The 22,367-nt window shown below is 72.4% G+C and carries 27 protein-coding genes; 16 read left to right on the top strand and 11 right to left on the bottom strand.

The annotated features are described in order from the left end of the window. Positions 1-296 precede the first annotated feature (296 nt). Entirely contained in the window at positions 297-1,508 is a 1,212-nt protein-coding gene (locus GRQ65_RS23715; protein WP_337191434.1) for an MFS transporter, read from the bottom strand. Next, positions 1,505-1,954: a MarR family winged helix-turn-helix transcriptional regulator gene (locus GRQ65_RS02345; protein ID WP_160874721.1), complete on the bottom strand. Its 450-nt coding sequence runs from the start codon at positions 1,952-1,954 to the stop codon at positions 1,505-1,507. The genes GRQ65_RS23715 and GRQ65_RS02345 overlap by 4 nt, the downstream gene beginning before the upstream one ends. Positions 1,955-2,045: 91 nt before the next feature. Between GRQ65_RS02345 and GRQ65_RS02340 the strand changes: the two genes are divergently transcribed. Next, on the top strand, positions 2,046-2,591 hold the full coding sequence (locus tag GRQ65_RS02340; protein ID WP_202387041.1) for a DUF1697 domain-containing protein: 546 nt from the start codon (positions 2,046-2,048) through the stop codon (positions 2,589-2,591). A 51-nt stretch (positions 2,592-2,642) separates the two neighbouring features. Next, a complete protein-coding gene (locus GRQ65_RS02335; RefSeq protein WP_160874717.1) occupies positions 2,643-4,550 on the top strand; it encodes a bifunctional metallophosphatase/5'-nucleotidase in 1,908 nt (635 codons plus the stop codon). A 79-nt stretch (positions 4,551-4,629) separates the two neighbouring features. Here the strand turns inward: GRQ65_RS02335 and GRQ65_RS02330 are convergent, their stop codons facing one another. From GRQ65_RS02330 to GRQ65_RS02310, 5 genes are read right to left on the bottom strand one after another with little or no spacing between them, the layout of a single operon-like run. Then, entirely contained in the window at positions 4,630-5,865 is a 1,236-nt protein-coding gene (locus GRQ65_RS02330; protein ID WP_160874716.1) for an MFS transporter, read from the bottom strand. Positions 5,866-5,918: 53 nt separating this feature from the next. Then, the gene (locus tag GRQ65_RS02325; protein WP_160874714.1) at positions 5,919-6,698 is read right to left on the bottom strand and encodes an enoyl-CoA hydratase-related protein; all 780 of its coding nucleotides are present in this window, start codon (positions 6,696-6,698) and stop codon (positions 5,919-5,921) included. Continuing rightward, entirely contained in the window at positions 6,691-7,260 is a 570-nt protein-coding gene (locus GRQ65_RS02320; protein WP_160874712.1) for a nicotinamidase, read from the bottom strand. The genes GRQ65_RS02325 and GRQ65_RS02320 overlap by 8 nt, the downstream gene beginning before the upstream one ends. Before the next feature lie 10 nt (positions 7,261-7,270). Next, entirely contained in the window at positions 7,271-8,041 is a 771-nt protein-coding gene (locus GRQ65_RS02315; RefSeq protein ID WP_160874710.1) for an alpha/beta hydrolase, read from the bottom strand. Continuing rightward, positions 8,041-9,327 (bottom strand): nicotinate phosphoribosyltransferase, encoded by a 1,287-nt coding sequence (locus tag GRQ65_RS02310; protein WP_337191433.1) that lies wholly within the window; start codon positions 9,325-9,327, stop codon positions 8,041-8,043. The genes GRQ65_RS02315 and GRQ65_RS02310 overlap by 1 nt, the downstream gene beginning before the upstream one ends. A gap of 49 nt (positions 9,328-9,376) precedes the next feature. Between GRQ65_RS02310 and clpS the strand changes: the two genes are divergently transcribed. The 9 genes from clpS (at position 9,377) to GRQ65_RS02265 (ending at position 15,243) form a co-directional block, all read left to right on the top strand. Then, complete coding sequence (gene clpS, locus GRQ65_RS02305) at positions 9,377-9,673, top strand: ATP-dependent Clp protease adapter ClpS (RefSeq protein ID WP_337191432.1); 297 nt, start codon at positions 9,377-9,379, stop codon at positions 9,671-9,673. Positions 9,674-9,679: 6 nt separating this feature from the next. Next, on the top strand, positions 9,680-10,267 hold the full coding sequence (locus tag GRQ65_RS02300; protein WP_160874706.1) for a DUF2017 family protein: 588 nt from the start codon (positions 9,680-9,682) through the stop codon (positions 10,265-10,267). Between the two features lie 25 nt (positions 10,268-10,292). Further along, positions 10,293-10,718 carry a Mov34/MPN/PAD-1 family protein gene (locus GRQ65_RS02295; RefSeq protein WP_160874704.1) on the top strand — a complete coding sequence of 142 codons (426 nt, stop codon included), beginning with the start codon at positions 10,293-10,295 and terminating at the stop codon, positions 10,716-10,718. 49 nt (positions 10,719-10,767) lie between these two features. After that, complete coding sequence (locus GRQ65_RS02290; protein ID WP_160874702.1) at positions 10,768-11,040, top strand: MoaD/ThiS family protein; 273 nt, start codon at positions 10,768-10,770, stop codon at positions 11,038-11,040. Between the two features lie 6 nt (positions 11,041-11,046). After that, on the top strand, positions 11,047-11,595 hold the full coding sequence (locus GRQ65_RS02285; protein ID WP_160874700.1) for an NYN domain-containing protein: 549 nt from the start codon (positions 11,047-11,049) through the stop codon (positions 11,593-11,595). Between the two features lie 59 nt (positions 11,596-11,654). Beyond that, complete coding sequence (locus GRQ65_RS02280) at positions 11,655-12,602, top strand: PLP-dependent cysteine synthase family protein (protein ID WP_160874698.1); 948 nt, start codon at positions 11,655-11,657, stop codon at positions 12,600-12,602. A 161-nt stretch (positions 12,603-12,763) separates the two neighbouring features. Then, the gene (locus tag GRQ65_RS02275; RefSeq protein WP_160874696.1) at positions 12,764-13,582 is read left to right on the top strand and encodes a DUF3152 domain-containing protein; all 819 of its coding nucleotides are present in this window, start codon (positions 12,764-12,766) and stop codon (positions 13,580-13,582) included. Positions 13,583-13,648: 66 nt separating this feature from the next. Beyond that, a complete protein-coding gene (gene murI / locus GRQ65_RS02270; protein WP_160874694.1) occupies positions 13,649-14,473 on the top strand; it encodes a glutamate racemase in 825 nt (274 codons plus the stop codon). Continuing rightward, the gene (locus GRQ65_RS02265) at positions 14,470-15,243 is read left to right on the top strand and encodes an MBL fold metallo-hydrolase (protein ID WP_160874692.1); all 774 of its coding nucleotides are present in this window, start codon (positions 14,470-14,472) and stop codon (positions 15,241-15,243) included. The genes murI and GRQ65_RS02265 overlap by 4 nt, the downstream gene beginning before the upstream one ends. Positions 15,244-15,254: 11 nt before the next feature. Here GRQ65_RS02265 and GRQ65_RS02260 read toward each other — a convergent pair whose 3' ends face one another. Both GRQ65_RS02260 and GRQ65_RS23710 read right to left on the bottom strand, forming a co-directional pair. Then, a complete protein-coding gene (locus GRQ65_RS02260) occupies positions 15,255-15,848 on the bottom strand; it encodes a response regulator (RefSeq protein WP_202387200.1) in 594 nt (197 codons plus the stop codon). A 50-nt stretch (positions 15,849-15,898) separates the two neighbouring features. Beyond that, complete coding sequence (locus GRQ65_RS23710) at positions 15,899-17,071, bottom strand: histidine kinase (protein ID WP_160874688.1); 1,173 nt, start codon at positions 17,069-17,071, stop codon at positions 15,899-15,901. Between the two features lie 131 nt (positions 17,072-17,202). On the opposite strand from GRQ65_RS23710, the gene GRQ65_RS02250 reads away from it, so the two are divergent. The 3 genes from GRQ65_RS02250 to GRQ65_RS02240 all read left to right on the top strand — a co-directional run bounded on the left by GRQ65_RS02250 (position 17,203) and on the right by GRQ65_RS02240 (position 19,831). Continuing rightward, a complete protein-coding gene (locus GRQ65_RS02250) occupies positions 17,203-18,144 on the top strand; it encodes an ABC transporter ATP-binding protein (RefSeq protein ID WP_160874686.1) in 942 nt (313 codons plus the stop codon). Beyond that, entirely contained in the window at positions 18,141-18,953 is an 813-nt protein-coding gene (locus GRQ65_RS02245) for an ABC transporter permease (RefSeq protein WP_160874672.1), read from the top strand. Before GRQ65_RS02250 ends, GRQ65_RS02245 begins: the two co-directional genes overlap by 4 nt. A 116-nt stretch (positions 18,954-19,069) precedes the next feature. Continuing rightward, the gene (locus tag GRQ65_RS02240) at positions 19,070-19,831 is read left to right on the top strand and encodes a GDSL-type esterase/lipase family protein (protein ID WP_160874670.1); all 762 of its coding nucleotides are present in this window, start codon (positions 19,070-19,072) and stop codon (positions 19,829-19,831) included. On the opposite strand, the gene GRQ65_RS02235 is transcribed toward GRQ65_RS02240, so the two are convergent. Next, the gene (locus GRQ65_RS02235) at positions 19,785-20,444 is read right to left on the bottom strand and encodes a hypothetical protein (protein WP_160874668.1); all 660 of its coding nucleotides are present in this window, start codon (positions 20,442-20,444) and stop codon (positions 19,785-19,787) included. The two genes, GRQ65_RS02240 and GRQ65_RS02235, sit on opposite strands and share 47 nt — an antisense overlap. Continuing rightward, positions 20,441-20,947 (bottom strand): SigE family RNA polymerase sigma factor, encoded by a 507-nt coding sequence (locus GRQ65_RS02230; protein ID WP_160874666.1) that lies wholly within the window; start codon positions 20,945-20,947, stop codon positions 20,441-20,443. Before GRQ65_RS02230 ends, GRQ65_RS02235 begins: the two co-directional genes overlap by 4 nt. 68 nt (positions 20,948-21,015) lie before the next feature. Here GRQ65_RS02230 and rph point away from each other — a divergent pair, with 68 nt between their 5' ends. Both rph and rdgB read left to right on the top strand, forming a co-directional pair. Beyond that, positions 21,016-21,735 (top strand): ribonuclease PH, encoded by a 720-nt coding sequence (gene rph / locus GRQ65_RS02225; RefSeq protein ID WP_160874664.1) that lies wholly within the window; start codon positions 21,016-21,018, stop codon positions 21,733-21,735. Beyond that, positions 21,732-22,367, top strand: coding sequence for an RdgB/HAM1 family non-canonical purine NTP pyrophosphatase (gene rdgB / locus GRQ65_RS02220; RefSeq protein WP_160874662.1), 636 nt, complete (start codon positions 21,732-21,734; stop codon positions 22,365-22,367). The genes rph and rdgB overlap by 4 nt, the downstream gene beginning before the upstream one ends.

Raw genomic sequence — 22,367 nt, 5'->3', positions numbered from 1 at the left:
GGGAGGTCGGGTCGTGGGTGGGCCGGCCGGAGCGATGGATGCGGGCGGGACGCGGCACGACAGGACACGGGACGTCGACCGTCGTGCTGACCGGTCGGGTCGCTGGTGCTCCGCCGCTGGTGCCGCGGCCCGCCCGCACCCGAGGAGAGCGGGGAGTCGAACCCCAGCCTTGGCAGGCGGTACCGGGACATGCGAGGTACGACGCGCAGGACCGGCCCGGGCAGAGCCCGGGCCGGCTGCTGATCTCGCGTGGACGAGGCTAGGTGAGGCGGTCCACGCGGTGCGACAGGTTTTCCTCAGTCCAGATCGCCCACCGCGACGAGCTGCGCCTCCTCGACGCTGTGCTCCTCGGGGGTGTGCAGGTGGGCGAGGTAGCGGCGACCCGCGGCGAGCACGAGCGCGGCGACGATGACCGCAGCGGCGCCCATCCAGAACGGCGCGTGGACGCTGACGTCCTCACCGAGCCGGCCGGCGGCCCAGGGGGCGACGGCACCGCCCGAGAAGCGGACGAAGGAGTAGGCGGCCGAGGCGACCGGCCGCTCGACGGGCGCAGCGCCCATGACGGCCTCGGTGATGACGGTGTTGTTGACGCCCAGGAACGCACCGGCCACGACCACGCCGACGACGAGGACGGCCTTGTGGTCGGTCCAGATCGCCATCGCCACGAAGTCCAGGGCGAAGAGCGCGAGGCTGCCGAGGACGGTCGGCACCGAGCCGATCGTGCGCTGCAGGATCGGGGCCAGCCACACCGAGGTGACGGCGAGCAGGATGCCCCAGCCGAAGAAGACGAAGCCGACCTGGTGGGCGCTCATGTCGAGCGGGAACGGCGTGAAGGCCAGCAGGGTGAAGAAGCCCATGTTGTAGAAGAGCGCGGTCAGGGCGATGACCAGCAGGCCGGGGTGGCGCAGGGCCCTGATCGGGTCGGCGACCGACGTCTTGCGCGGGGCCGGGGGCGTGGAGGGCAGCAGGAACGCCGTCGCGACCAGCGCGACGACCATCAGCGCCGATACCCCGAGGAACGGCGCACGCCAGCTGATCGACCCCAACGCTCCACCCAGCAGCGGGCCGGCCGCGATGCCGAGACCCAGTGCGGCCTCGAACAGGATGATCGCCTGCGCCGTCGAGCCGCGCGCCGACATCACGATGGTGGCCAGCGCGGTGGCGATGAAGAGCGCGTTGCCGAGACCCCAGCCGGCGCGGAAGCCGACGATGGCGCCGATCGAGTCCGAGAGCCCGGCGAGCGCGGCGAAGACGATGATGAGGGTGAGCCCGAGCATGAGCGTGCGCTTGGCGCCGATCCGGCTCGAGACGACGCCGGTGATGAGCATCGCGACGCCCATGACGGCCATGTAGCTGGTGAAGAGCAGCGACACCTGGCTGGGCGTCGCGTCGAGCTGGTCGGCGATCGGCTTGAGGATCGGGTCGACGAGGCCGATGCCCATGAAGGCGATGACGCACGCGAAGGCGACCGCCCACACGGCGCGTGGCTGCTTGAAGAAGGTGTTCACGAGGAGGTGCTCCCTGTCTGAGTCTCGGGTGCAGGCACCAGCACGCGCAGGACCTCGACGGCGGTGCGCAGCTGTGCGGTGGTGAGGGTGGGGTGCTCGGCCAGGCGTGCGGCGACGTGCTCGCCGTTGAGCCGTCGTACGCGAGCGAGCTCGCTGTGCCCCGCGGGCGTGAGCGAGACGAGCGTCGAGCGGGTGTCGGTGGGGTGCGGTGACTTCTCGGTCCACCCCTGCTCGACGAGCTGGGCGACCAGCGCCGACATCGTCGGCTGGGTGCAGCCGTACGCCGAGGCGAGGCTCGTCACCCCGGAGGGCCCGTGCTCGTCGAGCACCGACAGGACCCGCGCGGACGCCGGGATGTCGAGCTCGCGGCGCAGCGTGCGCACGAAGCGCGCGGCCTGGGTGGCCAGCTCGCCACCGAGGACGCTGGGATCGGTGGCGGCTGGCATGAGCCCCACTTTACATAGGAATCCTATGTATCTCCACGGGATGTGACCCGGGAGACAGCACGGCTGGCTGGCGGGTCGGATGCCGGGCAGGATGACCAGGGTGGCGGTGCGCATCGGGTTCCTGCGGGCGATCAACCTCGGCGCCAAGAGGAAGTTCCCGAAGGACGCCGTCGCCCGGTCCACCGAGGCGGCCGGCTTCACCGGCGTGGCGACGCACCTCAACACGGGCAACGTCCGCTTCGAGACCTCGATGCGCTCGCGGACGCGGATCGAGGCGGCGCTCGAGGCGGCGTACGAGGCCGAGGCGGGGTTCGAGGTGCCGACGGTCGTCTTCACGCCCGACGAGCTGAGGGCGGTCGCCGAGGAGGCGGGGCGACTCGGCCGCGAGCTGGGAGGGGAGGGGCGCCACTACGTCTCGTTGCTCAAGGACGAGCCGAGCGCGGAGGCGGTGCGGGCGGTCGAGGCACGCAGCTCGGCGGGGGAGGTCGCGCGGGTCGGTGGCCGTGCCGTCCACCTGCTGCTCGGGGAGAACTACCACGAGGCGAGGCTCACCAACGCCGTCGTCGAGCGGCACCTCGGCGTCGCCACCAATCGCAACCTGACCGTGATCTGCGCGCTGGTGGACAAGTGGTGCTGACCTGACAGGATCGGCGGGTTCCATCCGTACGACCTCTCGGGAGATCGCCCCATGCACAGCGACACGCACAGCCACGACCTGCCCCACGAGCCCCACCCGGACGTGGAGGCCCACGGCTGGACCGCCGGACGCCGCGGCGTCCTCACCGGTGCCGCCGCCCTCGCCGCCGCCGGCATCGCCGCCCCCGCGCTCGCCGACGACGACGTCGAGCTCGACGACCTCGGCGCCGGCCGCCGCCGCCGCTCGCAGCTGCGCCTGACCGTCCTCGGCACGACCGACCTGCACGGCAACGTCTTCAACTGGGACTACTTCAAGAACGCCGAGTTCGACAACGCCACCCACGACGACATCGGCGCCGCCAAGGTCGCGACGCTCATCAAGGCCGCGCGCAAGAAGTTCCGCAAGCGCGGCCCGGTGATGCTCCTCGACGCCGGCGACACGATCCAGGGCACCCCGCTGGCCTACTACTACGCGCGCATCGCGCCGATCACCGCCGGCGGCACCCACCCGATGGCCGCGGCGATGAACGTCATGAAGTACGACGCCGCCGCGCTCGGCAACCACGAGTTCAACTACGGCATCGACACCCTGCGCACCTACCAGTCGCAGCTCGACTTCCCGCTGCTCGGCGCCAACGTCGTCGACCCGGCGACCAAGCTGCCCGTCTTCCCGCCGTACGTCATCAAGAAGTACCGGCTGAAGTCCGGTCGCCGCCTCAAGGTCGGCGTGCTCGGTCTGGTCACGCCCGGCGTGGCGATCTGGGACAAGGCCAACGTCGAGGGCCGCATGGAGTTCCCCGGCCTCGTCGAGCAGGCCGCGAAGTTCGTGCCCGAGATGAAGAAGAAGGGCTGCGACGTCGTCATCGTGTCAGCCCACTCGGGTGCCGACACGTCCTCGTCGTACGGCGACGCGCTGCCCTACCCCGAGAACGCCGCCTCGCTCGTGGCCGAGCAGGTGCCCGACATCGACGCCATCCTCGTGGGCCACGCCCACAAGGAGATCCCCGAGCGCTTCGTGAAGAACGCCAAGACCGGCAAGGACGTGCTGCTCGTCGAGCCGTACTACTGGGGCATGCGCCTCGCCGTCATGAACCTGCGCCTGGAGTGGCTCGGCCGCAAGAAGGAGTGGAAGCTGGTCAAGGCCCGCGGCCACCTGCTCAACTCCAACACCGCCAAGGAGAACGGCAAGGTCGTCAAGGCCGTCCGCGCTCAGCACGACAAGGTCGTCGCCTACGTCAACGCGCCCGTCGGCACCTCGACCCAGCGTCTCGAGGCGGCCCGCGCCGTCGTCGAGGACGTGCCGATCATCGACTTCGTCAACTACGTGCAGGCCCAGGCGGTCAAGGCCGGGCTCACCGGCGCCGACGCCGCGCTGCCGGTGCTGTCCATCGCGGCGCCGTTCAGCCGCTCGGCGGTCTTCCCGCAGGGTCAGGTCAGCGTGCGCGACGTCGCCGGGCTCTACATCTACGACAACACGCTGCTCGGCGTGAAGATCACCGGCGCCCAGCTCAAGGCCTACCTCGAGACGTCGGCGGCGTACTTCCAGAAGGTCACCGGCACCGGCCCGTTCACGCTGGCGCAGGTCACCAACGCCAAGACGACCACCGCGCCCAACGGCATCCCCGACTACAACTACGACGTCGTCGCGGGGCTCGACGCCAAGCTGACCTACGACATCGACATCTCGCAGGACGCCAGCTCGCGCATCAAGAACCTCGCGTACGGCGGCACGGCGGTCGCCGACGGGCAGGAGTTCGCGCTCGCGGTCAACAACTACCGCCAGTCCGGCGGCGGTGGCTTCCCCGCGGTCAAGACGGCCCCGATCGTCTACAACCGGCAGAACGAGATCCGCCAGCTGCTCATCGACTGGGTCATCGCCAACAAGACGATCGACCCGGCGCAGTTCGCCTCCGTCGACTGGCGGCTGGTCTCCGGGAGCACGCAGATCACGGTGAGCTGAGGCTCGCGACCCTTCCGGGTCGGTAGTCCGTGACGTTCTGGCCCCTGTCCGTGTGGATCGGGGGCGAGAACGTCGCGGACTATCCCGCCGCCGGCGCGACCCTCGGCAGGTCGCGCACCTGGCGCGAGCACAGCGTCAGCAGGCAGACGACGACGTAGAGCAGACCGGCGCCGACCAGTGCGTGCTGTGCTCCGACGGCCCCGGCCAGGACCCCTGCGCCCAGCTGACCGATGGGGATGGCGACGAACGAGCCGAGCATGTCGTAGGAGTAGGCCCGCGAGAGCAGCGGCGGTGGCACGTGCTCCTGCATGGCCAGCGCCCAGCCGATGCTGAAGACCTCGATGGAGACCCCGGCGAGGACCATCGCCACGATCAGCGTCGGCAGGTGCGGAGTGAGGCCGAGGGTGATCATCGGCGCCGCGCAGAGCGTGATGGCGCCCATGCCCCACAGCAGCGGGCGCCGCAGCGAGACCCGCAGCAGCACGAGACCGGCCAGCACGAGCCCGAGCGCCTCGGCCGACAGTGCGAGACCCCATCCCGCCTCACCGATCTCGGTGCGCTGGGCGATCACCGGACCGAGCGTGAAGAAGAGCCCGGCGTGCAGCGCGTTGAGCACGCCGAAGGCCACGACGACGACCCACAGCCAGGTGGTGCCGACGACGTAGCCCCACCCCTCGCGCAGCTGGGTGAGCAGCGAGGGCTCGTCGGTGTCCCTGACCAGCGGGGGGAGCCGCACCTTCAGCAGCAGAGCTGCCGAGACCAGGTAGGTCAACCCGTCGGCGGCGATCGCCCAACCGGCGCCGACCGTCACCACCAGCACCCCGGCGAGGGCCGGTCCGACGACGCGCAGTGCGCTGCGCTGCAGCGCGACGAGGGCGTTGGCCTGCTGCAGGGCCCCGGGTGAGACGAGCTGGGGGAGCAGGCTCGCGAACGCCGGCAGGCTCGCCGCCGACACCACGCCGTTGACGGCGGTGAGCGCGACCAGCTGCCACACGGTGGCGTGTCCGCCGAGCACGAGCGCGGCGATCGCGAGCTGGGTGAGCCCGGCCGCGACGTTCGACACCTGGATGACCAGCGTGCGTGAGAACCGGTCGGCGATCACGCCGCCGAGCAGCAGGAACACCACCATCGGCACGCTGTGCGCCGCCAGCACGGTGCCGAGGGCCGAGGCTGAGTCGTCGACCGCCAGGACCGCGAAGGTCAGGGCGACGGAGTTCATCACCGAGCCGGCGAGGTTGACCAGCTGGGCGAGGAAGAACCAACGGAACGTCGGCTCCCGCAGCGGCGCGAGCGCCCCGCTCCCCGTGTCCGCCACGAGGGTCAGTGTGGGGGAGCGGTCGTGGGCCCGTCGAACGGGTTGCCGCCGCCTCAGCTCCCGCCGAACTCCGGACGCCGGCGCTCGCGGAAGGCGCGCATGCCTTCCGCGGCGTCGGCGGTGCGGAGCAGGAGGCTCTGGCCGGAGCGCTCGCGGTCGAGGGCGGGCTCGAGCTGGCTGAGCGTGGCGGCGTTGACGGCGCGCTTGGTGGCGCTCTGGGCGAGCGGGGCGCCGCGCACGAGCCGGCGCACGAGCGTCTCCAGGGCGGCGTCGTGCTCCTCGTCGGTGACGAGGTGACTGACCAACCCCGCGTCGTAGGCCTCCCGACCGGTCAGCGGCTCGCCGAGCAGGGCCATCCGCATCGCGCGGGGACGGCCGACGGCGGCGGCGACGGTGGCCGACGTGCCGCCGTCGGGCATCAGGCCGATCCGGGCGAAGGCCAGCAAGAAGTTCGCCGACTCGGCGACCACCTGGAGGTCGGCGGCCACGGCGATCGAGCAGCCGACCCCGGCGGCGACCCCGCGGACGCCGGCAACGACCGGCTTGGCGCAGCCTGTCACGGCGCGCACCATCCGGTTGGCGGCCTCGACCGCGCGCACGTCGAGGCGCTCATGGGCGTCGTCGGCCGAGATGTCGGCCCCGGCGCTGAAGGCGTCGCCGGCCCCCGTCACGACCACGGCCCGCACGTCGTCGCGCGCGTGCGCGGCCTCGAGCTCCTCGGCGAGGGCGAGCGCCATCTCGTCGCTGAAGGCGTTGAGCACCTCGGGCCGGTCGAGCGTCAGCCAGAGCGATCCGTCGTCGCGGAGGTCGACCCGCAGGTGGGCCTCAGGCAACGGTGACGCCCGCCTCGCGCATCGCGGCCAGCGCCGTCTCGGTCGTCGCAGGGGCGACCCCGGCGGTCAGGTCGAGCAGCACCGTGGTCGCGAAGCCCTCGGCCGCGGCGTCGAGCGCGGTCGCCCGCACGCAGTGGTCGGTCGCGATGCCGCAGACGTCGACCTCGGTGACGCCGCGCTCGCGCAGCCACTCCGCCAGCCGCGAGCCGTCCTCGGCCGTGCCCTCGAACCCGGAGTACGCCGCCTCGTGGCGGCCCTTGCGGAACACCGCGTCGAAGCGCGAGACCGCCGGCAGCAGCCCGGGGTGAAACTCCTCGCCGCTCGTGCCGACCTCGCAGTGCACGGGCCAGGAGTCGACGAAGTCGGGCTCGGCCGACCAGTGGGCGCCCGGGTCGACGTGGTGGTCCTTGGTCGCCACCACCACGTCGTACGCCGCCGCGCGGGTCGGATCGGCGACGAGCGCCGCGACGTCGGAGGCGACCTGGGCGCCGCCGGTGACGGGCAGCGAACCGCCCTCGCAGAAGTCGTTCTGGACGTCGACGACGACGAGCGCGCGGGTCATGCGGTCCAGGCTAGCCAGCGGAGACCGGCGCGCCCGGGATCGGGAGCCAGTCGACGACCTCGCGGATGACGGTGTCCCACAGACCCCACTCGTGCTCGCCGGGCCGCAGGTCGGCGGTCACGTCGACACCGCGGGCGCGCGCCGCGGCGATCAGCTTCTCGCTGCCGGGGAGCAGGGGGTCCTCGGTGCCGCAGGAGACGTGCAGCGGTGGTACGTGCTCGGCGCGCTCGAGCAGGGCGAAGAGGTCGGCCTCGGGTCCGGGCGCGCCGCCGTGGATGCGGTCGAAGAGTGCGGTGCGGGGCCCGGCGGCGAGCTCGACCACGTCGAGCGCCCCGGACAGCGAGGCGGCCGCGGCGTAGCGCTCGGGGTGGGTGAGGGCGAGCCGCAGCGCGCCGTACCCGCCCATCGACAGGCCGGCGACGAACGTCGACGCCGGCTCGGTCGCCACGCGGAAGAACCGCGCCACGAGCTCGGGCAGCTCCTGCGACACCCAGGTCCAGTACCGGTGGCCGTGCGCCTCGTCGGCGTAGAAGCTGCGCCCGACGGCCGGCATCACGACGGCGAGTCCCCGCTCGGCGGCGTACCGCTCGATCGAGGTGTAGCGGGTCCAGGCGGTGTGGTCGTCGGAGAGCCCGTGGAGGAGGTACAGCACCGGGGGCGGCCCGGTGACGTCCGCACCCGAGACCCCGATCTGCTCCTCGGTGGGCTGGGGGAGCAGCACGGTCACGGACGTGCCGACCTCGAGCGACTCCGAGAAGACGTCGCAGGTCAGGCGGGCCATCAGTGCCCCTCGAAGACGGTCGGGATCACCGGCTCGCCCTTCGACATCTGCTGGGCCGCCGGGGGCAGCTCGGCGCGCGACGACAGGTGCCGCTCGCGGGCCGCCTCGAGCGGCTCGCGGCCGACGACCTCGCCGTCGCGCACCAGCGGCACGAGCAGCTCCCGGTCGTCGCCGTCGTTGTGGCCGGGCGCCCCGATGCCGACCACCTCGGCCTCGGCGCGTCCTCGGGGGTCGAGGCGGCGCAGGGCGTACTTGCGCCCGCCGATCGAGGTCTTGTCGACGCTCCTCTTGGCGACCGAGACGAGCTCGCCGTCGTCACCCTCGCGCGCGACGAGCTTGTAGACGAACCCCGAGGTCGGGTGGCCGCTGCCGGTGACGAGCTGGGTGCCGACGCCGTAGCCGTCGACGGGTGCGCTGGCGAGTGCCGCGATGGCGTACTCGTCGAGGTCGCTGGTCACCACGATCCGGGTCCCGGTCGCGCCGAGGGAGTCGAGCTGGGCGCGCACCTCGTGGGCGAGCTCGCCGAGGTCGCCGGAGTCGATGCGGACGGCGCCGAGCCCGGTCCCGGCGACCTCGACCCCGACGCGCACGGCCTCGGCGATGTCGTAGGTGTCGACCAGCAGGGTCGTGCCGGCGCCGAGCGAGTCCACCTGAGCGCGGAACGCCTGGGCCTCGGTGTCGTGCAGCAGGGTGAAGGAGTGGGCGCTCGTGCCGACCGTCGGGATGCCGTACCGCTGGCGGGCGGCCAGCAGGCTGGTCGCGCTGAACCCCGCGACGTACGCCGCCCGTGCGGCCGCGACCGCCGCCTCCTCGTGGGTGCGGCGCGCGCCCATCTCGAGGCACGGCCGGTCGCCGGCGACCGCGGTCATCCGGCTCGCGGCCGAGGCGATCGCCGAGTCGTGGTTGTAGATGCTGAGCAGCACGGTCTCGAGCAGCACGGCCTCGGCGAAGCTCGCCTCGACGATCATCAGCGGGCTGTGGGGGAGGTAGACCTCGCCCTCGGCGTAGCCCCACGCGTCGCCGCTGAAGCGGTAGCCCGCGAGCCACTCGCGGGTGGGCTCGTCGACCACGCCCTCGAGCGCGGCCAGCGCCTCGTCGTCGAAGCGGAAGGCCTCGATCGCGTCGAGCGCGCGGCCCACACCGGCCACGACGCCGTAGCGACGTCCCTCGGGCAGCCGTCGGCCGAAGAGCTCGAACACCGAGCGGCGGTGGGCCGTCCCGCTCGCGAGCGCGGCCTGGAGCATGGTGAGCTCGTACTGGTCGGTGAGGAGGGCCGTCGACGTCACCGGACCAACGTAGTGCTGCCCGACGGGCGCGCTGTGCCACGATGGAGGAGTGGCCGCAGCAAGTCCCGTCGAGGTCGAGCCGACCAGCACCCCGGAGGAGATCACCGTCCTCGCGACGCCGTGGGTGACCATCGTCTGGAACGACCCGGTGAACCTGATGTCCTACGTCACCTACGTCTTCCAGAAGTACTTCGGCTACGACAAGAAGAAGGCCGAGAAGCTGATGATGGAGGTGCACGAGGACGGCAAGTCCGTCGTCAGCTCGGGCAGTCGCGAGGAGATGGAGCGCGACGTGCAGGCGATGCACGAGTACGGCCTCTGGGCGACCCTCGACAAGCAGAGCTGAGCGGACGTGAGCGGATTCCAGCGCCACCGTCGCTCCCAGCAGGTCATCGCGACGTTCACCGGCTTCGAGGCCGACCTGCTGCGCTCCCTCGAGGCCCAGCTCGTCGAGCTGCTGCGCAACGAGGCCGCCGTCCCGCGCGACGACGTCGACCCGTTCGAGGCGCTGATGGACTTCACCGGCCCCACGACCGAGCCTGACGACCCCGTCCTGCAGCGGCTCTTCCCCACGGCGTACCCGGACGACGAGGAGGCCGCCTCGGAGTTCCGCCGCTACACCGAGGGCGGGCTGCGCGACGGCAAGGCCGCCGCCGCGGTCACGGTCATCGAGACCCTCGAGGACGCCGGACTGCCGCCCGAGCTCACCGAGGACGGGCTGATGATCGACGTCGAGCTCGACGAGCCGACCGCCGAGACCTGGATGCGCTCCTTCACCGACGTGCGCCTCGCACTCGCCACCCGCCTCGAGGTCGAGGACGGCGACGAGGAGTACTGGGAGTCGCTGCCGGACGACGACCCCCGCGCGCAGGCCCACGAGATCTACGACTGGGTGGGCTACCTGCAGGAGACGCTCGTCATGGCCCTCTCGAAGCGCTGAGCTCTCCGGGCCCTAGGCTGGCCCCGTGCTGAGACTCGACCGGGCGACGTACGACGCGATCGTCGCGCACGCCAAGCGGGACCACCCCGACGAGGCGTGCGGCATCGTCGCCGGCCCCGCGGGCAGCGACCGGGCCGAGCGGCTCGTCGAGATGGTCAACGCCGCCGGCAGCCCGACGTTCTACGAGTTCGACTCCACCGACCTGCTGAAGCTCTACCGCGAGATGGACGACCGCGACGAGGAGCCGGTGGTGATCTACCACTCCCACACGGCGACCGAGGCCTACCCCAGCCGCACCGACACCGGGCTCGCCTCCGAGCCGGGCGCCCACTACGTGCTCGTCAGCACACGCGAGCACGGGAACAACGACGGGCCTGTGGAGTTCAGGTCCTACAGGATCGTGGACGGCGAGGTCTCCGAGGAGGAGATCGAGCTGGTCGACGAGCTCTGACCCACCCACTCACCCACGAGACCCACCGAGCACCGAGGAGCACCACCAGATGGCCATCGAGGTCCGGATCCCGACCATCCTGCGCACCTACACCGGCGACCAGAAGTCGGTCACCGCGGAGGGCACGACCCTCTCGGCGCTCATCGACGACCTGGAGGCCAACCACTCCGGCATCAAGGACCGTCTGATCGACAACGGCGACCTGCGCCGCTTCGTCAACGTCTACGTCAACGACGAGGACGTCCGCTTCCTCGGCGGTCTCGAGGCCCCGCTCAAGGACGGCGACCAGGTCGTCGTCCTCCCCGCTGTCGCCGGGGGCTGATCCGCGATGGGTCGCACGATCGTCCTCGTCGACGGCGAGAACATCGACGCGACCCTGGGCACCAACGTCTTCGCCCGACGGCCGCACCCCGACGAGCGGCCGCGCTGGGAGCGCCTGACGGCGTACCTCGCGGCCGAGTGGGACCAGCCGGCCGTCGGGCTGTTCTTCCTCAACGCCAGCAACGGCACCATGCCGACGCAGTTCGTGCAGGCGCTGCTGGCGATGGGCTACCGCCCCGTCCCGCTGTCCGGTCGCGCCGACCAGAAGGTCGTCGACGTCGGCATCCAGATGACCCTGGCCGCGCTCGTCGACCGCGACGACGACGTCGTCCTGGTCAGCCACGACGGTGACTTCGCCGACGACCTCGCCGCGCTGAAGCGACGCGGGCGCCGGCTCGGGCTCGTCGGCTTCCGCGAGTTCTTCTCCGGCCGGCTCAACGCCCTCGACCTCGACACCTTCGACCTCGAGGACGACGTCGAGGCGTTCAAGGCCCCGCTGCCGCGCGTGCGCGTCATCGACCTCGACGACTTCGACCCCGACCGCTTCCTGGTCTGAGGGGTCTCAGGGCTCGTCTCGGGTCCGGGCACCCCTGTCGCGGGTGTCATGCTGGAGGCATGCGCTACGACAACCTCCTCGCCTCGGTCGGCGGTACGCCGCTCGTCGGGCTGCCGCGGCTGTCGCCCAGCGCCGACGTGCGCCTGTGGGCCAAGCTCGAGGACCGCAACCCGACCGGCTCCATCAAGGACCGCCCCGCGCTGCGGATGGTCGAGGAGGCCGAGAAGGAGGGGCTGCTCCGCCCCGGCTGCACGATCCTCGAGCCCACCTCCGGCAACACCGGCATCTCGCTGGCCATGGCGGCCAAGCTCAAGGGCTACCGGATGGTCTGCGTGATGCCGGAGAACACCTCCGAGGAGCGCCGCCAGCTGCTGCGGATGTGGGGCGCCGAGATCATCACCTCGCCCGCCGCGGGTGGCTCCAATGAGGCCGTGCGCGTCGCCAAGCGGGTCGCCGAGGAGCACCCCGACTGGGTGATGCTCTACCAGTACGGCAACGAGGCCAACTCGCTCTCGCACCAGGAGAGCACCGGGCCCGAGATCCTCGCCGACCTCCCGTCGGTCACCCACTTCGTCGGCGGTCTCGGCACCACCGGCACCCTGATGGGCGTCGGCCGGTTCTTCCGCGAGGCCAAGCCCGACGTGCGCATCGTCGCCGCCGAGCCGCGCTACGGTGAGCTCGTCTACGGCCTGCGCAACCTCGACGAGGGTTTCGTGCCGGAGCTCTACGACGCCGACCTCATCGACGCGCGGTTCTCCGTCGGCCCGCGGGACGCCGTACGCCGGGTGCGCGAGCTGCTCGAGCTCGAGGGCATCTTCGCCGGCATCTCGACGGGCGCGATCCTGCACGCCGCGCTCGCCCAGGCCGCCAAGGCCGTCAAGGCCGGCGAGAGCGCCGACATCGCGTTCATCGTCTGCGACGGCGGCTGGAAGTACCTCTCCACCGGCGCCTACGAGGGCACCGTCGACGAGGCGGAGGACGCCCTCGAGGGTCAGCTCTGGGCATGAAGCCACAGTCGGGTGGTTTCGAGACAGGACTTCGTCCTTCCTCAACCACCGTGGACCGAACGGCCGCGTCGGTGGTTGAGGAGGCCGGCTACGGCCGTCTCGGGACCACGTCTCGGCGAGCGTGGTTTCGAGACAGGACTTCGTCCTTCCTCAACCACCGGGTGCTCCTGCTCCTCCTGGTGCTGACGACTCTGGCGTCGCCAGCGGTCGCCGCGCCGGCGGACCTGACGCCGACGGGCGGGCAGGCGCTGGTGGGGACGGCGCGCTACACGCAGACGCTGACCGCGCGGCCGGGCCGCTGGAGCGAACCGGACGTCGACGTCACCTACGAGTGGCGCTCGGGCGGGCAGGTCGTGGCGGGGGTGACCGGGCAGCGCTACGAGCTGCGGCCCGAGGACGTCGGGCGGCGGGTGCAGGTGCGGATCACCGCCACCGCGCCGGGGCTGGCGCCGGTCACCGTCACCGAGACCCGCGGGCCGGTGAAGCACCGCGTCGACGTGCGCCGCGTGGTGCGCTACAGCGTCGAGACGCGCGGTCGGATCACGGCCCGGCTCGGGGAGTTCCGCACCCAGGCGCAGGCGACGTACGACGACCCGCGGGGCTGGCGCAGCGCCGGCATCGAGTTCCGCCGGGTGGCGCGCGGTGGGGCGTTCACGCTCGTGCTCTCGCAGGCGAGCCTGCTCCCGTCGTTCTCGCCGGTCTGCTCGTCGATGTGGTCGTGCCGGGCCGGGCGCTTCGTCGTCATCAACCAGGACCGCTGGCTCGGCGCGTCACCCGCCTGGAACGCCGCCGGCCTCGCGCTGCGCGACTACCGCCACATGGTCGTCAACCACGAGACCGGGCACTGGCTCGGTCTCGGCCACGCCAGCTGCCCGGGGCCGGGCCAGCTGGCGCCGGTGATGCAGCAGCAGTCGAAGGGGCTGCAGGGCTGCCGGTTCAACCCGTTCCCGACCACCGGTGAGATCGCCTCGCGCAGCTGAGGCGTGCGCGAGGACACGTCGTCGTCCATTCCGCGCGGGCGCGCCGAGAGCCTAGGCTCGGACACCGTGCCTCCCGCAGCCCCCACGGTGTCGCCCGACGCCCCGATCGGGATCTTCGACTCCGGTTTCGGCGGGCTGACCGTGGCGCGGTCGGTCATCGACCAGCTGCCGCACGAGTCGGTGCACTACCTCGGCGACACGGCCCGGCAGCCCTACGGCCAGAAGCCGATCGCGGAGGTGCGCGAGTACGCCCTCGAGTGCCTCGACCACCTCTACGCCCAGGGCGTGAAGGCCCTCGTCATCGCCTGCAACTCCGCCAGCGCGGCCATGCTCCGCGACGCCCGCGAGCGCTACGACGTGCCGGTCGTCGAGGTGATCCTGCCCGCCACTCGCCGCGCGGTCGCCGCGAGCCGGAGCGGCCGGATCGGGGTGATCTGCACCCGGGCGACGAAGGAGTCGATGGCCTACGAGGACGCCTTCGCCGCGGCCCCGCAGGTCGAGCTGACCACCCAGGCCTGCCCCCGCTTCGTCGACTTCGTCGAGGCCGGCGTCACCGGCGGCGAGGAACTGCTCGCCGCGGCCCACGAGTACCTCGACCCGCTCACCGCAGCCGGGGTCGACACCCTGATCCTCGGCTGCACGCACTACCCCCTGCTCACCGGCGTCATCTCCTACGTCGTCGGCGACGCGATCACTCTGGTGAGCAGCGCGGAGGAGTGCGCCAAGGACGTCTACCGGATGCTCACCACCACCGGGCTGCTGCGCCCGTCGGGCGTGCCGACGTACACCTTCGCGACGACGGGGGAGCCGCAGGAGTTCGAGACGATCGGGCGCCGTTTCCTGGGAGCGGAGATGATGGCGGCCAGCCAGTTCGCGGGGGGTCTCAGATGAAGCTGACCGTCATCGGGTGCTCGGGGTCCTTCCCCGGCCCGGACTCCGCCGCGTCCTGCTACCTGCTCGAGGCCGAGCACGACGACGGCACCGGCGCGCGTACCTGGCGGGTGCTGCTCGACCTCGGCAGCGGCGCGCTCGGCGTGCTGCAGCGCTACGCCGACCCGCTGGCCGTCGACGCGGTGCTGCTGAGCCACCTGCACGCCGACCACTGCCTGGACTTCTCGGGCTACTACGTCATGCGCAAGTACCACCCCGACGGCGCGCAGCCGCGGATCCCGGTGCACGGCCCGAGCGACACCCCCGGCCGGCTCGCGCGCGGCTACGACCTGCCCGAGGACCCGGGCATGAGCGAGGAGTTCGACTTCGTGTCCTGGGCGCCGGGCGCCCCGGTCGAGGTCGGACCGTTCACCGTCGAGGCGTTCCCGGTCGAGCACCCCGTCGAGGCCTACGGCCTGCGCGTCAGCGCCGACGGGCGCACCGTCGCCTACACCGGCGACACCGCCGTCTGCGACGCCCTCGCGCCCCTCGCGGACGGTGTCGACCTGCTGCTCGCCGAGGCGTCGTTCCGCCACGGCGACGACAACCCTCCGGGCATCCACCTCACCGGACGCGACTGCGGCGAGCTCGCCGCCTCCGCCGGCGTCGGCCGTCTCGTGATCACCCACGTGCCGCCGTGGCACGACGCCGAGGCGATGCTCGCCGAGGCCACCGAGGTCTGGGACGGCTCCGCCGAGCTCGCCCGCACCGGCGCGGTCTACGACCTGTAGGAGACGGGCGCTCAGACCAGCCCGGCGTCGTGGACGCAGATGGCGATCTGGACGCGGTTGGTGACGGCGAGCTTGTCGAACAGCCGGGAGACGTGGGCCTTGACGGTCGGGACCGACAGGCACAGCTCGCGGGCGATCTCGGCGTTGGTGAGGCCGCGCCCGACCGCGAGGGCGACCTCGTGCTCGCGTCCGGTGAGCGAGGCGAGGCGCTGCTGGGCCTGCTCGGCGCGGTCGGCGGCGGGGTCGGCGCGCAGCCGCTCGATCAGGGTGCGGGTGACCGACGGGGAGAGCATGGGGTCGCCCTCGGCGACGGCCCGCACCGCCTCGAGCAGCTGGGCGGGCGGGGTGTCCTTGAGCAGGAACCCGTCGGCGCCGGCGGCGAGCGCCCCGAGCACGTGCTCGTCGGCGTCGAACGTCGTGAGCACGATGACGTGCGGGGGCTCGGGACGCGCGTGCAGCGCGGCCGTGGCCTCCAGGCCGCTCATCCGCGGCATCCGGATGTCCATCAGCACGACGTCGGGGCGCAGCTCGCGCACCTGCGTCAGGGCCTGCAGGCCGTCGCCGGCCTCGCCGACGACCTCGACGTCGGGCTGACCGCCGAGCATCAGGGTCAGCGCGGAGCGCACCAGCGGGTCGTCGTCGACGACCAGCAGCCTCACGCCGCCCACGGGATCCAGCCGTGCAGCACGAAGGTGTCGCCCTCGACGCGGGTCGCGAGCCGGCCGCCGCGCAGCTCGGCGCGCTCGGCGAGGCCGACCAGGCCGAGCCCGGCGCCCGGGGTGCGACTGCCGAAGCCGAGCGGGTTGCGCATCACGACGTCGAGTCCCTCCTCCGGCGAGCCGGTCAGCTCGATGGCGAGCCGGCTGCCGGGCGCGTGCTTGCGGGCGTTGGTCATGCCCTCCTGGACGATCCGGTAGACCGTACGACCCGCGGCGTCGGGCACGGTCTCGGCCCCGTCGCGCTCGACGCGGTCGTCGTAGTCGACGGCCAGACCGGAGCCGCGGGCCTCGGCGACCAGCGCCTCGAGGTCGGCGTACGTCGGCTGCGGGGCGGTGGTGAGCTCGCCGTCGCCGTCGCGCAGCACGCCGAGGACGCCCCGCAGGTCGGTGAGCGCCTCGTGCGCCTTGGCCTGGACGACCCCGGCGCTCTCGCGCATCGAGGCGGCGTCGAGGTCCTCGCGGAAGGCGAGCGCGCCGGCGTGCATCGAGATCTGGGAGATGCGGTGGGCGAGGACGTCGTGCATCTCGCGGGCGATGCGGGCGCGCTCGTTGGTGCGGGCCTGCGCGACCCGCAGCGCCTGCTCGGACTCCGCGCGCTCCGCACGGTTGCGCAGGGTCCAGATGAGCTCGCGGCGCGAGCCGATGTAGAGCCCCCAGGCGATGATCGCGAGGGTGCCGAAGGCGTTGAGCCCGAGCAGCAGCCACCACGGGTCGGCGTCGTTCGCGCTCGGCTGCCAGGTCACCAGCAGCTGTGCCGCCGCGAAGCCCACGCAGCCGACGACGACGATCTCGCGCCACCGGCGCCGGGTCGCGACCGAGACGGCCACGAGCACGCTGGGCCCGGCCGCGATGCCAGAGACCGCGGCGAGCAGGCTGACGACGACCGCGATCGGCAGCGGGTGGCGGCGGCGCCAGCCGAACGCCAGCACGTAGGCCAGGAGCCCGACGGTGACGTCGATCGCGAGCAGGCCGCGGCTCTGCTCGCCGATGAGCGGGACCCAGCCGAAGGCGCTGATCAGCAGGGTCAGCAGCAGGCGCCAGGTCCAGCCCCAGGCCGAGACCCGTGGCTGGTAGTCCGCCGGGGTCGGGCGGTCCTGGCTGTCCGGCACGCGGCCACGCTAGCGACCGACGTACGTCGCCCGCAGCGTGCGGCGGTCGGGCGCAGACCCCTACTTAGGTAGGTGCCGACACGTGACACTTGTCCGATGTGCGGGGCCTGCCGCTCGGGCAGGGTGGAGCCATGATCACCGTCGAATCACTCACGCGCAGGTACGGCGCCTTCACCGCCGTCGACGACGTCAGCTTCGTCTGCCAGCCCGGTCGGGTGACCGGGTTCCTCGGGCCCAACGGCGCGGGCAAGACCACCACGATGCGCGTCATGGTCGGGCTCACCCAGCCGACGTCGGGGCGCGTCACCATCGGTGGCCACCGCTACGCCGACATCCCCAACCCGGGCCGCCACGTCGGGGTCCTGCTCGACGCGTCCGCGCAGCACGCCGGACGCACCGGTCGCGAGATCCTCACCATCGGCGCCGAGACGATGGGGCTGCCGAAGTCACGCGTCGACGAGATGCTGCGGATGGTCTCCCTCGACGACCGCGAGGCCAAGCGCCGCCTCAAGAACTACTCGCTCGGCATGAAGCAGCGCCTCGGCATCGCCCACGCGCTGCTCGGCGACCCGTCCGTGCTGATCCTCGACGAGCCCGCCAACGGACTCGACCCGGCCGGCATCCGTTGGATGCGCGGCCTGCTGAAGGACTACGCCGACCGGGGCGGCACGGTGCTGCTCTCGAGCCACCTGCTGCACGAGGTCGAGCAGATCGCCGACGAGATGATCCTCATCGGTCGCGGCCGCATCGTGGCCAGCGGCACCAAGGAGCAGCTGCTCGCCGGGACCGAGACCAAGGCCGCCCACGTCACCGCCCTCGACAACGACCTGCTCGCCAAGGCCCTGCAGGCCAAGGGCGTCACCGTCGCGGCCGCCGGCACGGGCCTGCGCGCCGAGTGCGCGCCGGTCGAGGTCGGTCGCGTCGCGGCCGAGCAGGCCATCGTGCTGACCGACCTGCGCTCGGCCGGCGGGGGACTGGAGGACCTGTTCCTCTCCCTCACCGAGGACACCCAGCGCGAGGCCCCCGCCCAGACCCCGTCCGCGCCCGCGACCGCCGAAGGAACCGCCCGATGAGCGCCACCTCTGCCAGCACCGCCAACCCTCGCCCCCTCGACCTCGCGAGCACGCCGCAGGTGCCCCTGACCCGGCTCGCCAAGGTGGAGTACCGCAAGGCGCTCGACACCCGCGCCGGGCGCTGGTTCATCGCCGCGATCCTCCTGCTCGTCGTCGCGGTCGAGGTCATCTACGCCTTCGCCGCCGGCGACGACCAGAAGAACTTCCAGGACTTCCTGCAGGTGCCCGGCGCCGTCCTGGGCTACTTCCTGCCGATCATCGCGATCATGCTCGTGACCAGCGAGGCTAGCCAGCGCAACGGGCTGGTCACCTTCACCCTCGAGCCGCGACGTTCGCGCGTGGTGCTCGCGAAGTTCCTCGCCGGCCTCGGCCTGGCGGTCAGTGTCATGGTGCTCGGCCTCGTGCTGGCGGTGCTCGGCACGCTGTTCGGGATCGTCACCGGCGGCTCGCCGTCGTGGTCGCTCGACACGGGCATCGTCGTCAACGCCATCGTGCTGGCCAACGTCATCGGTGTCTTCGTCGGCTTCGCGCTGGCGATGCTCATCATGAACACCCCCGCGGCGATCGTGGGCTACTTCGTCTACTCGTTCATCCTGCCGACGGCCGTCGGGATCCTGCGCGCCCTCAGCGACGGCTTCGACAAGATCGCGCCCTGGATCGAGTTCAACACCGCGCAGACCCCGCTCATCTCGGGCGACTTCTCGCCGACCGGTGAGCAGTGGGCCCAGATCGCCACCTCCGGCTTCATCTGGCTGATCGTGCCGCTGGCCATCGGCATCTGGCGGCTGCTGCGGATCGAGTTCAAGTGATCGAGTTCGCGTAGCCCGCTGCTGAGGGTCCGGCACGACCCAGGCTTCACCCACCGGTGGCCGACACGACACGTCGTGTCGGCCACCTGGTGCGTGCGGGCCGCGACGCTCGGCTCGTGTACGTCAGGTACGCCGCCCTCGGAGACAGCGCGACCGTCGGGGTCGGCGACCCCGTGCCCGACGGGTGGCGCGGCTGGTCGCGGCTGCTGGCCGCCGCCCTCACGACGTCGTACGACCTCTCCTACTGCAACCTCGCGGTCTCGGGCTCGACCTCGGCCGACGTGCTGGAGCACCAGCTCGACGACGCCCTCGCGCACCGGCCCGACCTCGCCTCGCTCGTGGTCGGCCTCAACGACACGATGCGCGCGAGCTTCGACCCGGCCGACCTGCGCGAGCGGGTGCTCACCTGCGCCGAGGCACTCACCGATGCGGGGGCGCAGCTGCTCACCGTGCGCTACCACGACCACGCGGCCGTCTTCGGCCTGCCGAGCTGGCTGGCGCGGCCCCTGCGCGCCCGGCTCGGGTGCGTCAACGCGGTCTACGACGAGGTGCACGCGTCGTACGGCGGGCACCGGGTCGACCTCGCCCTGCAGCCGCAGGTCCTGCAGCGGGCGTTCTGGTCGGTCGACCGGCTGCACCCCTCCGAGCTCGGTCACCGCGCCCTCGCCCGGGCCCACGCCGAGCTGCTGCTCGCGGCCGGGATGGAGTTCCAGCCGCCCTCGCTGCTGCCGTCCGGCGGGCTCCCGCAGGGCTGGCGTGACGACGTCGCGTGGCTCGTGCGCGAGGGCGCCCCGTGGGTCGGACGCCGGGCGCGGGACTGGGCGCCGACCCTCACCCTTCTACCGGCACCGCGTCGCGCAGCACCAGCGCGTCGGTGACGAGGCTGATCGCCTGCTGCTCGCTGATCGCGTCGGTGGGGAACTGCAGCACGAGCAGCCCCTCCGGTTCAGCCGGCTGGCGGGTGCGGACCGCGACGGTGCTGTAGCCGCTCTGGGCGCTCCGGTCGACCCAGACGACCCGTCCGGTGTCCAGGACCCGCTTCTGGCCGCTCGGCGGGTTGCTGGTGAGCATCAGGACGAGCTTGCCCCCGAAGTCGTCGCGGCTCGAGGTGTCGCCGGGGCGGGCCATCACGAGCGTCGACGGGTCGTTGCCCTGGACCTGCCAGCCGGGGGGCGTGTTCGTGACGATGCCGACGTGGTTCGCCGAGGGTGGAGGCGTGGGCGAGGGCGTGGGGTCGGTGGTGGGCGCGGACGTGGTCTCGACGGTCGGTGGATCGGTCGCCACCGGGGCCGCATCGCGGTCGCGGCCGCCGATGCCCGTGGCTGCGAGTCCGACGACCCCGACGGCGGCGATGCCGACCGCACCCAGCGCCGTACGCCGGAGCCGGGTGCGGGCGAGCGCCCGCCGGCCGCGGACCACGTCGGGACGGGTGTCGTGGACGGCGTCGGCCTGTCCCGCGGCGCGGTCGAGCAGGTCGGACAGGTCGTTCATCGCTGGTCCTCCAGGGTCAGGTCGAGGGTGGCCCGCAGGTGGGCCAGCGCCTTCGCGTTCTGGGACTTCACGGTCCCGGTCGTGCAGCCGAGCGCGCGGGCGGTCTCGGTGGTGTCGAGGTCGAGCCAGTGCCGCAGCACGACGACGGCGCGCTGGCGGGGCGGGAGCCCCCGCAGCGCGCCCAGGACGACGTCGGCGAGGTCCGGGTCGGTCGCGGGCGCCGTGGTCTCGCGGGGTGTCTCCGTCAGGTGCTCGCGGCGCCGGTGGGCGCGGCGCTGCTCGTCGACGAACGCGTGGGTGAGCGCGGTGCGGGCGTAGCCCACGGGGTTGCCCGCCCGTCGCACCCGCGGCCAGTGGACGTACAACCTGGTCAGCGTCGTCTGCACCAGGTCCTCGGCGTACGCCGGGTCTCCGGCCGTCAGCAGCCGGGCCAGGCGCAGCAGTGTCGGGCGCTGGGCGGTCACGAACTCGGCGAACTCGGTGTCGCGGTCGATGCTCCTCATCCGACCTCCTTCCACCCTGGCTGACGCGTCCGGGGGCGTTGGGGGTTGCCTCCTCTATCGTCGGGCCCATGACGCGCGCAGACGGACGGGCCGACGACGAGCTCCGCCAGATCAAGATCACCCGCAACTGGCTCGACCACGCCGCGGGCTCGGTGCTCGTCGAGTTCGGGCGCACCCGCGTGCTGTGCGCCGCCTCCGCCTCCGAGGGCGTGCCGCGCTGGCGCAAGGGCTCCGGGCTGGGCTGGGTCACCGCGGAGTACGCCATGCTCCCCGCCTCGACCAACACCCGCTCCGACCGCGAGTCGGTCAAGGGCCGCATCGGCGGCCGCACCCACGAGATCAGCCGCCTGATCGGCCGCTCGCTGCGCGCCGTCATCGACTACCAGGCGCTCGGGGAGAACACCATCCAGCTCGACTGCGACGTCCTGCAGGCCGACGGCGGCACCCGCACCGCCTCGATCACCGGCGCCTACGTCGCCCTCGCCGACGCGGTCTCGCACCTGCGCTCGACCGGTGCGCTCAAGGGTGAGCCGCTCACCGGGTCGGTGGCTGCTGTCTCGGTCGGCATCATCGACGGCGTGCCGCGCCTCGACCTTCCCTACGAGGAGGACGTGCGCGCCGAGACCGACATGAACATCGTCATGACCGGCGCCGGCTCCTTCGTCGAGGTCCAGGGAACGGCCGAGGGTGCGGCGTTCTCGCGCACCGAGCTCGACGCCCTGCTCGCCCTCGGCGAGAAGGGCTGCGCCGACCTGACCCGCATGCAGAAGGAAGCGCTCGCCTCGTGAGCGTGCAGGTCTTCCTCGCCTCCCGCAACGCCAAGAAGCTCGCCGAGATGGAGCGCATCCTCGCCGAGCACCTGCCTGGCGTGACAGTGCTCGGCCTCGACGACGTGCCGGCCTACGACGAGCCGGTCGAGGACGAGCCGACGTTCACCGGCAACGCGCTGATCAAGGCGCGGGCCGGCCTCGCGCGCACCGGGCTGCCCTCGATCGCCGACGACTCGGGCCTGTGCGTCGACGCCCTCAACGGGATGCCCGGGGTGCTGTCGGCGCGCTGGTCGGGACCGCCGAAGTCGGACGCCCGCAACAACGAGCTCCTGCTCGCCCAGCTCGCCGACGTGCCCGACGAGCGCCGGGGCGCTCACTTCGCCTGCGCGGTGGCGTTCTGCCGGCCCGGCGTCGACGGCACGAGCGACGAGATCGTCGTCGAGGGCCGGATGGACGGCCGGGTGATCCGCGAGGTCCGCGGCGAGGGCGGGTTCGGCTACGACGGGCTGTTCGTCGCCGCTGACCGTCCGGGGCTCACCACGGCCGAGCTGACCAAGGACGAGAAGGACGCCATCTCCCACCGGGGCCACGCGATGCGCCAGCTCGCGCCGCTCGTCGCCGCGGCGCTGGCGCCCGAGCAGGACCGGTAG

The organism is Nocardioides flavescens, from assembly GCF_009823805.1.
Lineage (GTDB): Bacteria > Actinomycetota > Actinomycetes > Propionibacteriales > Nocardioidaceae > Nocardioides > Nocardioides flavescens.
The sequence above is the reverse complement of the archived record's forward strand: the minus strand, read 5'-3'. Positions and strand labels throughout refer to the sequence as shown.